Genomic DNA, 13,202 nt, shown 5'->3' with positions numbered 1-13,202 from the left:
CGCGCGGGTTTAAAAGAATCCGCCCCGCTGTCGGATCGCGGCCCCATGCCACGTCCTTGGGTCGACCCCTGCGAAAGGGCTCGACCATCAGGAGGGACCACCATGAGCATTTCCGAAACCGCGCCCGTCTCGCCGGGCGCTTTGTGGACCGGCCGCGTGCTCAGCGGCGTCATCGTGCTGTTCATGATCTTCGACGGCGTCATCAAGCTGCCGCCGCTCGATGTCGTCACCCAGACGATGGTGCCGCTCGGCTGGCCGGCCGATGCCAATGTCGCGCGCATGCTTGGCGTCATCTCGACCGCGCTCTACGCCTTGCCGCGCACCGCGGTGCTCGGCGCCATCCTGCTCACCGCGTATATGGGCGGCGCAATCGCCACCAATGTCCGCGTCGACAACCCGCTGTTCTCGCACATGCTGTTCGGCGTCTATCTCGGCATTATCCTGTGGGGTGGCCTGTATCTGCGCGATGCCAGGGTCCGCGCGCTGATCCCGTTCAGCCGATAGATCCGATCGAAGCATCGCTTTCAACTCGAAGCCTGGAACCCTTTGCCGGGCAATGTCTTAGGGATCGAATCGCCGAGTTGCGAGTTAGAGATTCGCTTGGCGGCGGAGGCGGCTCCTATCGGAGAGGAACGACGATGAAGAAAACGATGCTTTTGATGGCGCTGCTGGTGCCGCTTGCCGCTTGTTCGCAAACGGAAAAAGGCGCGGCCGTAGGCGGCCTCGGTGGCGCTGCCGTCGGTGCGGCGGTCGCCGGCGATCCGGTTGAAGGCGCCGTCGTCGGTGGCGCTGTCGGTGCTGTTGCCGGTGCGCTGATCGGCCGGGCAAGCGAGAGCGGCGAATGCCGCTATCGCGATCGGCGGGGCCGCGTCTACATCGACCGCTGCCCGAGCGGTTATTGATCGGCAGCTCTTACAGACAGAACCGAACAGCAAAACGGCGGGCCTTGGCCCGCCGTTTTCCTGGATGCGATAGGGCAATACTTATTCGGCGGTGGCGGCTTCCGCCTCGGCCGGTGCTGCTGCGGCGGCCGCAGCCGCGGCAGCAGCGTCTTCCTGCGCCTTCTTCAAGAGCGAAGCACGTTCCTGCGCCTTCTTGCCCGGCTCGGCCTTCTTCGGGTTGGAACGGGCGTCGCGCTTGACGAGGCCGGCCTCGTCGAGGAAACGCAGCACGCGGTCGGTCGGCTGGGCGCCATGCGCCAGCCAATGCTTGACGCGGTCGGCGTCGACCTTGACGCGTTCGCCGTCCTTGGGCAGCAGCGGGTTCCACGAGCCGATCGACTCGATGAACCGGCCGTCACGCGGCGAACGGGCGTCGGCAATGACGACGTGGTAGTAAGGACGCTTCTTCGAGCCCGCACGGGCCAGTCGGATCTTCAAGGGCATTTATTTTCTCCTAAAAAGGCTGATTTGGTTGATCGGTTGGTGGCTGGTTTCTCAGCCGGCTTTCATCACGCCGTTGGAAGCGGCGATCTGTTCGTGGTGGCGGATCACTTCGCGGACGACGAAGTTGAGGAATTTTTCCGCGAAATCCGGGTCGAGATGGGCATCCTTCGCCAGCTGGCGAAGCCGGGCGATCTGCTGCTGCTCGCGTGCCGGGTCGGCCGGGGGCAGGCCATGCGTCGCCTTCAGCACACCGACCGCCTTGGTGCAGCGGAAGCGCTCGGCCAGCATGTGGATGAGGGCCGCGTCGATGTTGTCGATCGAGGCGCGGTAATCGGCCAGGAGAGCGCGAGCGTCGGCCATGTCCTTCTCTTCGTTCATGGCGTCCTCACTTCTTCTTGCCAAGGCCGGGCAGGCCGCCGCCCATTCCGGGCAGGCCGGGGAGCTTCATGCCGCCGGGCAGTCCGGGTAGGCCGCCGCCGGGAAGGCCTTTCATGCCGCCGCCGAGGCCGGCTGCTTGCGCCTGCTTCTGCAAGGCTTCGAGCTGCTTGGGATCCATCTTCGACAGGTCCGGCATGCCGCCGCCCATCATGCCGCCACCCATGCCCCCGGGGCCGCCCGGCATCATGCCGCCGAGGCCCATCTTGGAGGCGAGGCCGCCCATCATGCCGCGCATCAGGCCGCCGCCTTTGCCCTTGCCGCCCATCGCCTTCATCATGTCGGCCATGCCGCGATGCATCTTGAGCAGCTTGTTGATTTCGGCCGCGTCGGTGCCGGAACCGGCGGCGATGCGCTTCTTGCGCGAATGCTTGAGCAAATCGGGATTGGCGCGCTCGGCCTTGGTCATCGACGAGATGATGGCGAGCTGGCGGCCGAACATCTTGTCGTCGAGACCGGCGGCGGCCATCTGGTCCTTCATCTTGCCCATGCCGGGCATCATGCCCATGATGCCGCCCATGCCGCCCATCTTCGACATCTGCTGAAGCTGGCCGGCGAGATCGTTCAGGTCGAACTTGCCCGACTGCATCTTCTTGGCCATCGCCGCCGCCTGCTCGGCGTCGATGTTCTCGGCGGCCTTTTCGACGAGCGAGACAATGTCGCCCATGCCGAGGATGCGGTCGGCGATGCGCTTGGGGTGGAATTCCTCCAGCCCGTCCATCTTTTCGCCAGTGCCGATCAGCTTGATCGGCTTGCCGGTGACGGCGCGCATGGAGAGTGCAGCACCACCGCGGCCGTCGCCGTCCATGCGGGTCAGGACGAGGCCGGTGATGCCGACGCGCTCGTCGAAGCTCTTGGCCAGGTTGACGGCGTCCTGGCCGGTCAGCGAATCGGCGACCAGCAGGATTTCGTGCGGGCTCGACACCTTCTTGATGTCGGCCATCTCGACCATCAGCGGCTCGTCGATATGGGTGCGGCCGGCGGTGTCGAGGATGACGATGTCGTGGCCGCCGAGCTTGGCCGCCTGCACGGCGCGGCGGGCGATGTCGACCGGCGACTGGCCGTCGATGATCGGCAGCGTGGCGACCTTGACCTGTTCGCCGAGCTGGCGAAGCTGCTCTTGCGCGGCAGGACGCCGCGTGTCGAGCGAGGCCATCAGGACCTTCTTGTTCTGACGCTCGGTGAGACGCTTGGCGATCTTGGCCGAGGTCGTCGTCTTGCCGGAACCCTGCAGGCCGACCATCATGATGACGACCGGGGCCGGGGCATTGAGATCGATGGCGACGCCCTCGGCGCCGAGCATGTCGACCAGTTCGTCATGGACGATCTTGACGACCATCTGGCCGGGCTTGATAGACTTGACCACGGCAGCGCCGACGGCCTTCTCACGCACCTTGTCGGTGAAGGAGCGCACCACTTCCAGCGCCACGTCGGCTTCGAGCAGTGCACGGCGCACCTCGCGCAGCGCCGCCGAGACATCAGCCTCCGACAGCGCGCCGCGGCCGGTGAGGCCGTTCAGGATGGAGCCAAGGCGCTCCTGCAGCGATTCAAACATTCTTCTTCCTTTTTCCCAGGCACCCGGACGGTGACCGAGAAGTAATGCGTTCGCGCCAAGTGTCCAAGCAAAAGCCCGTCCAAGCGAAAAGCCAAAAAGCACCCGGGGGCGCTCAGCGCTGCCGGGTGTTGGCCTCCAGGATCGATTTACAGCACTTCACCTCGAAGAGGCTTCGGCGTCCTGGTCGGCTTGCTCGGAGGGATACTCGTCGCGGAATTCGGGGCGTGTAGACAGGAAATCGGACGCAGAGTCAAGACAAAGACCGGATTGCGTCGTTCCCGGGCCTGCAATCAGGCCGTGCTCGCCCGGTCCGGAAGCTCGGCGGCGACCTTGAGCGGCGAACGCGGATATAGAAGCAGCACGATGGTCAGCAGGCTGCAGGCGATGCCGATGAAGGCGATGAGAACCGCATCCGACGTCGCCCAGCCCGGTCCTTCGAGCGGCCTGGCATTGAACAGGGCGAAGGAATTGTAGCTTTCCTGATGCGAGATCAAGAGAAACCCGGTCAGGTTGTTGCCGAGATGAGCACCCAAGGCGCCGCCGAGATTGCCGGTTGCGTAGACGACAAGTGTCAGCAGCAGCGCGAAAGCGGCGATCGACGCCAGCACGCAAGCATTGATGGCTGGTGACGAACTCGCGCTCCAATGCAGCGAGGTGAACAGCAGGGCCGGCAGCAGCGCCCAGACGAACGGGCTCTTGAACCGGCTGGCGAGGCCGCGCAGCAGGTAGCCGCGAAACAACAGCTCTTCCGAAGAGGTCTGCAACAGGGTGAGCGCGGCGATCGGGATCGCAAACAGCAGCCAGGACGACAGGCTGATCGGGCCACGCGCGATCTGCGGCTGCAGCAAATAGAGCAGGATTTCGGATATGAACGACGTGATCAGCACCGCGATCAGCCCCTTGACGAAGCCGGACCATGAAACACGTCGCCTGTTGCCGAGCAGCGCCGACAGCTTCTCGCCATGCAGCCAGCGCATGGCGACCCACAGGCCGATCCAGATGCCGGCAAACGAGACGAGCGCGGTGAGGATGCCGAGGGGCGAAGCGAGGAAACCCTGCATGCCGGATGGGGCCGCCTGCCAGGCGAAAAAGGCATAAGTGCCGCCGACCAGCACGGCCACGGTGATTGCTGCCCAAAAAAAGACCACGATCCCCGTTCCGAGCAACAGGCGCGGCAAGGTCGTCCTGGCGTTCGGCGAATGCCTGTAACGCTCGAAGGCGGCCGGATCGATGGTCACGCGGGCTCCTTTGCCAAAGTCATCGCCTGTTGACTAACCGATGGCCGGGAAAATCGGAATGGTTTTCCGCAAAGGACTAAGCCAGAGCAAAGTCGGCGCAGGAGAGCGCCGCCTGCTGGCGGCCGCTACTGTCGCAGCGGCCGCTTGTGCCGCTTGTCGTCAGCGAACGACGTACATGATGCGCCGGGTCTGCGGATCGATCAGCGCCCGCTGGCCGTTCACATAGACATAGCGGTAATTGTAGTCCGGAATCTCGCGCAGCTCGACGGTGTCGGGCAGGGTCGCGCCGGTCACCACTTCGCCTTCGAGATAGATGGGATCGAGGCGATGCGTGTCGACATAGGTGCGGACTTCAGCCGGGGGCGAAGGGAAGTCATCCACGACCGGATCGCTGGCGATGATCGCGCCGGTATAATCGGTCGAGTAGTTGCCGATGTCCTCCGGCGGCGAGACGACAGCAACGCTGGAGCGCCGTTCCGTCAGCACCACCCGGCTGCCGCCTATATCGGCCGTCACATAGTCGGAATAGACCCAGCCCTGGCCGCCGGCCTCGGCTATGGTGCACCATTTGCTGTTTTCGATGCAGCCATTGAGCGTTGCCGACTGACCGGCGGCGAGCACGCCGATCACAGGGTATTGCGGGCCGGGCCCGGCGCGCACGTTAAGATCGGTGACGGCTGAGACGGCGGTATCGGCAAACGCGGCGCCCGACATCACGGTCAGCATTCCGGCTACCGCAGGAAACAATAGGGATTTCATGGTTTCTCTCCGTTTTCATGGTCCCTCGCCAGCGAAAACGGGGCAGCAGCTCATGCGTTCCCGCTAAAGCGCCTGCGCCAACTCACGATTTGTTCCGTGTTCTTTCGGCAAATCGGTCAGAAGTTCGTGAACGAATTCCAATTTCCGCGCCGTGACTTCCGAAATGACGAAGGGGTAGAGGTCGGGCAGGCCCATGCAGCGGTTGATCGAATTGGAGGCCTCCGACAGCACCAGCCAGCGGGCAAGGATCTTTTCGAAAGGCTCCGGCGCGGTCGCCGGCTCCGAGGGTGCTGCCTGCAATTCGCCGCCGGTGTCGCCGCGCGGCAAGTCGTTGGCCTCCACCGTCTCCAGCCGGCCGAGCGGAAAGTTCAGTGCGTGCACCATTTCCAGCGTGTCGGTGATGTGCAGGTGGTGAGCCCAGGTCTCGGCCCAGTCCTCCCATGGATGCGAGGTCGCATAGGCCGAGATGTGGCCTTGCTGCCAGTCGGGCGGCGCACCATTGGCATAATAGGCCTTCAGCGCCTGTTCGTAATCGGCGCGGTCGTCGCCGAACAGTGCGCGAAAAGCTTCGAGCCTGTGCGGATCGTCGCGGATCAGACGGTCCCAGTAATAGTGCCCGAGCTCATGGCGGAAATGGCCGAGCAAGGTGCGGTAGTTCTCGCCCATCTCGACGCGCCGCTTCTCGCGCTCGGCCGAATCCGCCTCGGCGACATTGAGCGTGACCAGGCCATTGTCGTGGCCGGTGAGAATCCGCTCGCCGCCGGGGCCGCCGCCGATCGGATCGGCGAGGAAGTCGAAGGCCAGGCCGACCTCGTCGGCAGGGGTCTGCTTGGGCGCCACCGGCAGCCCGAAGGCCAGCAGCGAGTAGATGGCGCGCTTTTTCGCCGCTTCGACACGGATCCAGCGGCGGCGGTTGCCGTCGACGGAGAGATCCGGGATCAGCTGGTTCAGCACGCAGGCGCGGCAAAAAGCGTGACCCGGTTCCGCCATCCAGTTGCAGGCGCATTTATCGGCGTTGGTGCACTGGAAGACGCCGTCGACGCCCGCCAGCGCAAAGCGCGCGTGCTCGGGATCGTAGAGCACCGGGTTTCCGCAGTTCAGGCACTGGGCGTTCTCGAAATAGATGCGATGGCCGCAATGCGGGCAGTCGAAGAGTTTCATGTCGATCTCAATTCACCGGAGGTGACATAAATGTTCACGGCGGCCCGTGCCCAACGCGAACAGCCGCGCGGTGTTCCACATTATGTCGAGCCGTTTGTGGAACATGATCTCTACAGAACGAGGTTTCGCAAAGCGAAGGCCAGGTTCCACCTCTCGTTTGCTCTGTCCTTCGGTTCGGGTCATGTCCTCGCCGCAAGCTGGGCGACAACCTGTCTTGCCACCGCTTCGCCCGACAGGCGTGCGCCGCCGCAGGTCTGCATCAGCGGACCGGCCAGGTGCTCGCCGGCGAAGAAGATCTTGTCGGCCACCGGCTGCATAAGGGCCATGCGCGCCAGTGAACGGCCGGGGCGGGCCGCGGCGTATGCGCCGCGCACGAAGCGCTCGCCGCCCCAATTGGTCATCATGGCGCGTCCGACATGCTTGCGCGTATCGCCGCCGAAGATGCCGCACAGCCGGTCGACGACGAAGTCGATGCCGGCCGCCTCGCCGGCCGCCGACATTTCCCAGGCGAAATCGCCGCCGACGAAGCCGACCATCAGGTCGAGGTCGAACGGGAAGCACAGGAAATAGATGTCGTGCCTGGCCATCCGTTCGATCAGCAGGTCGTCGAAGGGCTGCAGCCCGAGCCTGGTGCCCGATATTTCGACCGGCAATTTGGTCAGCATGCCCATCGGCAGGTCGAAGAAGGCGCCGAAATGCGTGTCTGGCAAGGCCGGCGAGAACGCGATCTCCTCGAAGGCGAGCACCGCCGGCGAAGCGGTGACGATCACCGCTTTGGCGCGGACGGTGCCGCGATCGGTGACGCAGGCGACGCCGGGCACGTCCCACAGGATCTTGCGCACCGGCGTCGAAAGTTCGACCGGCACGCCGGCGCCGAAACGCGCCACCAGTGCGCCAAGGCCCTCCTTGCTGAAGTAGTTCGGGTCGAGATCGGCAGCGGCCTGGAAGTCCAGGATCGAGATCTCGTCCTCGTCGGCGCCGAAATCCATCGGCCCGGCGAAGGTGGCGGCGGCGCGCGGTGCATGGCCTTTTGCCAACAGCGCCGAAAGACGATCGTCATCTCCGTCCTTCACTTCATGCCTGGCCAGCAGCCCGAACAGCTTTGCATCGGCGGCCTTCATGTCGGCTTCTTCCGCTTCACTCGCCTTGCGCTCGCGGTAGTAGAGATGATCGACGTTCATGTCATGATGATGCAACGTCCAGCCTGCCGCCTCGGCTTCGGGAAAATAGGGATTGCGGTCGGCGGCATGCAGCCAGGCGCAGCCGATGTCGAAAGGCACGCCGAAATGCTGGTTGCTGGTCCAGGCCCGCCCACCGATGCGGTCCATCGCTTCGAGCAGCGTGAAGGAAAGGCCCGCCGCCTGCAAGGTCCTGGAAGCGGCAAGACCCGCCGAGCCGGCGCCGATGATGACGACATCAACGTCTTGCATGCAGCCCCCTGCCACAATAATCACTTGATCCTAGGCAAATTCCACGGCATTCGCCAGCATTGCAGCGGTGACAGTGACAAGTGCGCGTTTGACTGGCAAGTTCGCAATGGGACGTGATTCAGGCAACCAGGAGATTAACATGGCATTTCTTGCCAAGGGAAAGATGTTTGCAGCGGCCGTGGTGGCGGTGCTTGCGCTGGCGACGGGCGCACAGGCAGCGGCGAGCTGCGGCAAGACCGGCGCCGGCTTCGAGGCCTGGAAGCAGGACTTTGCCGCGCAGGCCGGGTCGGAAGGTGTGGGCGCCAAGGGGCTGGCCGCCCTGGCTGGCGCGAACTACGCAAAAAAGACGATCTCCGTCGACCGCGGCATTCACAAGGCTTTCAGCGGCTCGGTGGACGATTTCATGCGGCGTCGTGGTGGCGCAGCGATTATTTCCAAGGGCCGGTCGCTGAAAAAGTCGAATGCGGCGCTGTTCTCCAAGATCGAAGCGAATTACGGCGTGTCGCCGGGCGTGTTGCTCGCCATCTGGGGTATGGAAACCGGCTTCGGTTCGGCCATGGGCAACCAGAACACCGTCTCTGCCATTTTGACGCTTGCCTATGATTGCCGCCGGCCGGGGTTCTTCTACCCGCATGCCATCGCAGCCCTGAAGCTGGTTGATCGCGGGGCGTTGACAGCCTCGTCGGTCGGGGCCGCGCATGGAGAGATCGGACACACGCAGTTCCTGCCCGGAAACGTCCTTAAATATGGCGTCGGTGGCGGAAACCTGCGCGACAAGGGCACGGCGCTGGCTTCCACCGCCAACTTCCTCAAGGGTCATGGCTGGCGGGCGGGCGCGAGCGCCAGTGCGAATATGGGCGCGATTGCCGGCTGGAATTCCGCGAGCGTCTATCAGCAGGCCATCGCCCGCATTGCCACGGCGATCGACGGCGATTGACGGACCATGCACCGGGCAGAAGGCCCCGGCCATTTCTGACTTGATCGAAAACCCGGCGCGAATGCCGGGTTTTATTTGATTTCGAGCGTGTAGGAGCAGCCGGCCAGGGTCTTGCCGGGGTGGGACTCGACGGTCGAGACGTTGAGCTTGACGTCCGTGGAGAAGGTCAATCCTTCCGCCTCTTCGGTGCTTTGGACAACGACCTTCTCGCCAAGGAATTTTTGCGGCGTGGAAAAAACGGCCATGACGTTGAGTTCTTCGGCAAGCTCCGGCGCGGCAACGCTATCGAGCACGGCCATCGGCCCCGCAGCGGTAAACACGATCGATCCTGTCTCGCGGTTGAACACGCGGATCTTGGCCGGCAGTTCGTATTGGCTGAGAAACGGATTGCCCGAGGCAACCTCCTTCCAGCCAAGCGTTTCAACGGCACCCGGTGCGCTGGACAGCCACAGGGCAAAGTCGTTGTAGGTCGGAACGTCCGCCCTGCACTCGATCAGCGCGGGAAGGTCGAGAGAGGCGGGATCGAACTCCTGACCGGCGGCCGGCGTCGCCAGAACAACCAGCGGCGCCAGGCAGCGACCGAAACCGCGCATCCGCGCTACTTGGTGCGGTTGCGCGCGGCCAGCGTCCTCAGCCGCAGCGCATTGAGACGGATGAAGCCGGCGGCGTCCTTCTGGTCGTAGGCGCCGCGGTCGTCCTCGAAGGTGACCAGCGCATCGGAGTAGAGCGTCTTCTTCGACTTGCGGCCGGTGACCATGACATTGCCCTTGTAGAGCTTGAGGCGCACCGTGCCCTCGACGTCTTCCTGGCTCTTGTCGATCATCGCCTGCAGCATCAGCCGTTCGGGCGCGAACCAGAAGCCGTTGTAGATCAGTTCGGCGTAGCGCGGCATGAACTCGTCCTTGAGGTGGGCGGCACCTCGGTCGAGCGTGATCGATTCAATGGCGCGATGGGCAGCGATCAGAATGGTGCCGCCTGGTGTTTCGTAGACGCCACGCGACTTCATGCCGACAAAGCGGTTCTCGACCAGGTCAAGCCGGCCGATGCCATTATCGCGGCCAAGATCGTTGAGTGCCGCCAGCATGGTCGCCGGCGACAGCTTCTTGCCGTTCAGCGCGATCGGATCACCCTTCAGGAACTCGATCTCGATCTCGGTGACGGTATCAGGTGCGTCCATCGGCGACACGGTGCGCTGGTGGACGAATTCGGGCGGCTCCACCCACGGGTCTTCCAGCACCTTGCCCTCGGAGGACGAATGCAAAAGGTTGGCGTCGACCGAGAACGGTGCGTCGCCCTTCTTGTCCTTCGGCACCGGGATCTGGTGCTGCTCGGCGAAATTCATCAGGTCGGTACGCGACTTGAACGTCCAGTCGCGCCACGGCGCGATGACCTTGATGTCGGGGTTCAGTGCGTAAGCCGAGAGCTCGAAGCGAACCTGATCGTTGCCCTTGCCGGTGGCGCCATGCGCGATCGCATCGGCGCCGGTTTCCCGGGCTATATCGACCAGATGCTTGGAGATCAGCGGCCGCGCGATCGAGGTGCCAAGCAGATAGGTGCCTTCATAGACGGTGTTGGCGCGGAACATCGGGAAGACGAAGTCGGACACGAATTCCTCGCGCACGTCGACGACGCGGATGTCCTTGATGCCCATCATCTCGGCCTTGCGACGGGCCGGCTCGAGTTCGCCGCCCTGGCCGAGATCGGCGGTGAAAGTCACGACTTCGGCGCCGAGTTCAGTCTGCAGCCATTTCAGGATGATGGATGTGTCGAGACCGCCGGAATAGGCAAGCACGACCTTCTTGACGTCTTTGGCCTTGGACATTTCTACTCCGTCGATGGCGGACGCCCCAGCCTGGGCGTCACGGATTGTCGCAGCGCCTTTTAGCAGGAACGGCAAAGCGAGCAAGCACGCGTGCGTGCATGGCTTCTGGTCCAGCGCATGGCCGGGGGCCGCCGGCAGCGGAAACAACCTGCTGCAATCAAAGGCTGCATTTGCTGGAAGGACTTAATCAAGTTTTCACGCCGTGCCGCTAACATTCGCGACAAAGCCGCCTCGACCATTTCCGGGCGGCTTCTTGCCTGCCTTGTCGCGGGTGTCCTCGGGCTCGGGCCGTTCTTGATGCGCGTTATATCATGCATCGCCATGGAGCATAATCTGTGGCTTGTCCTGCTGGCGGCGCTGATGTGCGTCACCGGCTGCTGGGTGACGATCGGCCTCTTCGACCGTTCGAGGAAAACCACCGGCGTGCAGATGAAGGGCTGGCTGTTCCTGACCGCGGTTGCCGCCGGCTCGTCGATCTGGTGCACCCATTTCATCGCCATGCTGGCCTACCAGCCCGGCGCGCCGATCACCTTCGATCCGGTCCTGACCATGGCATCCCTGGTCATCGCCATCGTCGGCACCGGGTTGGGCTTCACCCTCGCATCCGGCAAGAGCTGGCGGCTGGCTCCGGAATGGGGCGGCGTCGTCGTCGGCCTGGCGATCTCGGCCATGCACTACACCGGCATGATGGCCTATCACGTTGCCGGCATCGTCGAATGGGACGGCTCCTATGTCGTGGCCTCACTGGTCATCTCGGCGGTGTTCTCCGCCCTGGCCGTCGGCCATGCCGTGCGCCGGCCATACCGCTGGTCGCACTATCTCGCCATCGGGCTGCTGGTGCTTGCGATCGTCGGCCTGCATTTCACGGCTATGGCCGCGGTGGCGGTGACGCCGCTGTCCTTCATCAGCACAGGCACCAATCCCGATATTCTGGTGGCAATGGCGGTCGCCGTCGCCGTGGTGGGCCTGATCGTCGCGGCTACCGGCTTCGCCAGCTATCTGATCGATGAGCGTGGTCGTTTGGAGAGCTTCGAGCGGCTTCAGCATCTCGCCCTCAACGACGCCCTTACCGGCCTTCCCAACCGGGTCTCCTTCAACGACCGCCTTGACCATGAAATCGACCGGGCATGCGAGGGCGAGGACACAATGACGGCGGTCATCGTCATCGATCTCGACCGCTTCAAGGAGATCAACGACCTCAGGGGGCATGCGGCCGGCGACCAGGCGCTCAAGATCGTCGCCCGCAGGCTCTCGAAACTCATCGACGAGGGCGAATTCGTCGCCCGGCTCGGCGGTGACGAGTTCGCCGCGATCAAGCGCTTCAAGGATCAGAAGGACCTTCTCGGGCTGGTCTCGCGGCTGGAGAAATCCCTGTTCGAGCCGTTGCGACTCGACGATTTCGAAATCGCCGCCGGCGCCAGCATCGGCGTAGCGATCTATCCGCGCGACGGGGCCGACCGCGAGCGGCTGGTCAGCAATGCCGATCTTGCCATGTACCGGGCAAAGAACGACGTCACGCGAGCCGTCTGCTTCTACGAATCCGCCATGGACGAGACGGCGCGGGCGCGCCGCGCGCTGGCCACCGACCTTCGCCAGGCGATCGAGCGCGGCGAGCTTTCGCTCCACTATCAGGTACAGACCTCGGTCCCGACCGGCGCCACCTGCGGTTACGAGGCGCTGCTGCGCTGGACCCATCCGGTGCACGGCATGATCCCGCCCGCCGAATTCATCCCGATTGCCGAGGAGAACGGCTCGATCATGGCGATCGGCGAATGGGTGCTGCGGACCGCGTGCCGCCAGGCGGCCTCGTGGGGCAATGGCCACAAGATCGCAGTCAATCTGTCGCCGGTACAGTTCGCCCATGCCGATCTCGCCAAGCTCGTCCATCAGATCCTGGTCGAGACCGGACTGTCTCCGAAACGCCTGGAGCTGGAGCTGACCGAATCGACGATCGTCGCCGACAAGGTGCGCACGCTGCATGTCCTGCGCCAGATCAAGGCGCTGGGCGTGACCATCGCGATCGACGATTTCGGCACCGGCTATTCTTCGCTCGATACGCTGCGCTCGTTTCCGTTCGACAAGATCAAACTCGACCGTTCATTCATGGCTGACGTCGAGCGAAGCCCGCAGGCCAAGGCCATCATCCGGGCGGTGCTGACGCTGGGCCGCAGCCTCGACATTCCGGTGCTTGCCGAAGGCGTCGAGACGCATGTCCAGCTCACCATCCTGCAAGTCGAAGGCTGCAACGAGGCGCAAGGCTATTTCCTCGGCCGGCCCAAGCCGATCGACCAGATCACCGGGGACGCCGATGTCCGCAACGATCAACTCGTCGCGGAGGAGCCGGCGAGGATGCGGCTGAGCAGGCAGGCATAGGACGCCGCGGCCGGCCGTCCAGCGAATGCCGTGCGGACGCCTGCTGGATCGAGATCGGGTCGCTGCTGTGTCTGGCATCGTCATGGCGCATCCTGTATAGGCCTCGC

The 13,202-nt window shown here is 64.0% G+C and carries 13 protein-coding genes; 4 read left to right on the top strand and 9 right to left on the bottom strand.

Translation table 11 applies throughout. The features are described from left to right. Positions 1-102: 102 nt before the first annotated feature. Both X735_RS151015 and X735_RS151020 read left to right on the top strand, forming a co-directional pair. Positions 103-504 (top strand): DoxX family protein, encoded by a 402-nt coding sequence (locus X735_RS151015; protein ID WP_023811332.1) that lies wholly within the window; start codon positions 103-105, stop codon positions 502-504. 134 nt (positions 505-638) lie between these two features. Continuing rightward, entirely contained in the window at positions 639-902 is a 264-nt protein-coding gene (locus X735_RS151020; protein WP_023811331.1) for a YMGG-like glycine zipper-containing protein, read from the top strand. A gap of 81 nt (positions 903-983) precedes the next feature. Here X735_RS151020 and rpsP read toward each other — a convergent pair whose 3' ends face one another. The 7 genes from rpsP to X735_RS151055 form a co-directional block, all read right to left on the bottom strand. Further along, positions 984-1,385, bottom strand: a complete 402-nt coding sequence (gene rpsP, locus X735_RS151025; RefSeq protein WP_023811330.1) for a 30S ribosomal protein S16 — start codon at positions 1,383-1,385, stop codon at positions 984-986. A gap of 51 nt (positions 1,386-1,436) precedes the next feature. After that, entirely contained in the window at positions 1,437-1,763 is a 327-nt protein-coding gene (locus X735_RS151030; protein ID WP_023811329.1) for a chorismate mutase, read from the bottom strand. Positions 1,764-1,770: 7 nt separating this feature from the next. Then, positions 1,771-3,375 carry a signal recognition particle protein gene (gene ffh, locus X735_RS151035; protein WP_023811328.1) on the bottom strand — a complete coding sequence of 535 codons (1,605 nt, stop codon included), beginning with the start codon at positions 3,373-3,375 and terminating at the stop codon, positions 1,771-1,773. Positions 3,376-3,665: 290 nt separating this feature from the next. Further along, positions 3,666-4,613 carry a type II CAAX endopeptidase family protein gene (locus X735_RS151040; RefSeq protein ID WP_023811327.1) on the bottom strand — a complete coding sequence of 316 codons (948 nt, stop codon included), beginning with the start codon at positions 4,611-4,613 and terminating at the stop codon, positions 3,666-3,668. Positions 4,614-4,772: 159 nt separating this feature from the next. Continuing rightward, positions 4,773-5,372 (bottom strand): DUF1236 domain-containing protein, encoded by a 600-nt coding sequence (locus tag X735_RS151045; protein WP_023811326.1) that lies wholly within the window; start codon positions 5,370-5,372, stop codon positions 4,773-4,775. 63 nt (positions 5,373-5,435) lie between these two features. Continuing rightward, complete coding sequence (locus tag X735_RS151050) at positions 5,436-6,533, bottom strand: putative zinc-binding metallopeptidase (RefSeq protein WP_023811325.1); 1,098 nt, start codon at positions 6,531-6,533, stop codon at positions 5,436-5,438. Positions 6,534-6,712: 179 nt separating this feature from the next. Then, entirely contained in the window at positions 6,713-7,963 is a 1,251-nt protein-coding gene (locus tag X735_RS151055; protein ID WP_023811324.1) for an NAD(P)/FAD-dependent oxidoreductase, read from the bottom strand. Positions 7,964-8,102: 139 nt separating this feature from the next. Here X735_RS151055 and X735_RS151060 point away from each other — a divergent pair, with 139 nt between their 5' ends. Continuing rightward, on the top strand, positions 8,103-8,900 hold the full coding sequence (locus X735_RS151060) for a lytic transglycosylase domain-containing protein (protein WP_023811323.1): 798 nt from the start codon (positions 8,103-8,105) through the stop codon (positions 8,898-8,900). Positions 8,901-8,971: 71 nt separating this feature from the next. Here the strand turns inward: X735_RS151060 and X735_RS151065 are convergent, their stop codons facing one another. Both X735_RS151065 and X735_RS151070 read right to left on the bottom strand, forming a co-directional pair. Next, on the bottom strand, positions 8,972-9,493 hold the full coding sequence (locus X735_RS151065) for a hypothetical protein (protein ID WP_023811322.1): 522 nt from the start codon (positions 9,491-9,493) through the stop codon (positions 8,972-8,974). A gap of 5 nt (positions 9,494-9,498) precedes the next feature. Further along, entirely contained in the window at positions 9,499-10,722 is a 1,224-nt protein-coding gene (locus X735_RS151070) for an argininosuccinate synthase (protein ID WP_023811321.1), read from the bottom strand. 297 nt (positions 10,723-11,019) lie between these two features. On the opposite strand from X735_RS151070, the gene X735_RS151075 reads away from it, so the two are divergent. Further along, positions 11,020-13,095, top strand: a complete 2,076-nt coding sequence (locus tag X735_RS151075) for a bifunctional diguanylate cyclase/phosphodiesterase (protein ID WP_050592691.1) — start codon at positions 11,020-11,022, stop codon at positions 13,093-13,095. Positions 13,096-13,202: the final 107 nt, after the last annotated feature.

Origin of the sequence: Mesorhizobium sp. L2C084A000, from assembly GCF_000502875.1 — a bacterium.
Classification (GTDB): domain Bacteria; phylum Pseudomonadota; class Alphaproteobacteria; order Rhizobiales; family Rhizobiaceae; genus Mesorhizobium.
Note: the sequence above shows the minus strand (reverse complement) of the source record. Positions and strands in the feature narration are given on the sequence as shown.

Coding starts and splice junctions, on each gene's coding strand:
- X735_RS151015 (WP_023811332.1), top strand. CDS start 103: ATGAGCATTTCCGAAACCGCGCCCGTCTCGCCGGGCGCTTTGTGGACC.
- X735_RS151020 (WP_023811331.1), top strand. CDS start 639: ATGAAGAAAACGATGCTTTTGATGGCGCTGCTGGTGCCGCTTGCCGCT.
- rpsP (WP_023811330.1), bottom strand. CDS start 1,385: ATGCCCTTGAAGATCCGACTGGCCCGTGCGGGCTCGAAGAAGCGTCCT.
- X735_RS151030 (WP_023811329.1), bottom strand. CDS start 1,763: ATGAACGAAGAGAAGGACATGGCCGACGCTCGCGCTCTCCTGGCCGAT.
- ffh (WP_023811328.1), bottom strand. CDS start 3,375: ATGTTTGAATCGCTGCAGGAGCGCCTTGGCTCCATCCTGAACGGCCTC.
- X735_RS151045 (WP_023811326.1), bottom strand. CDS start 5,372: ATGAAATCCCTATTGTTTCCTGCGGTAGCCGGAATGCTGACCGTGATG.
- X735_RS151050 (WP_023811325.1), bottom strand. CDS start 6,533: ATGAAACTCTTCGACTGCCCGCATTGCGGCCATCGCATCTATTTCGAG.
- X735_RS151055 (WP_023811324.1), bottom strand. CDS start 7,963: ATGCAAGACGTTGATGTCGTCATCATCGGCGCCGGCTCGGCGGGTCTT.
- X735_RS151060 (WP_023811323.1), top strand. CDS start 8,103: ATGGCATTTCTTGCCAAGGGAAAGATGTTTGCAGCGGCCGTGGTGGCG.
- X735_RS151065 (WP_023811322.1), bottom strand. CDS start 9,493: ATGCGCGGTTTCGGTCGCTGCCTGGCGCCGCTGGTTGTTCTGGCGACG.
- X735_RS151070 (WP_023811321.1), bottom strand. CDS start 10,722: ATGTCCAAGGCCAAAGACGTCAAGAAGGTCGTGCTTGCCTATTCCGGC.
- X735_RS151075 (WP_050592691.1), top strand. CDS start 11,020: ATGCGCGTTATATCATGCATCGCCATGGAGCATAATCTGTGGCTTGTC.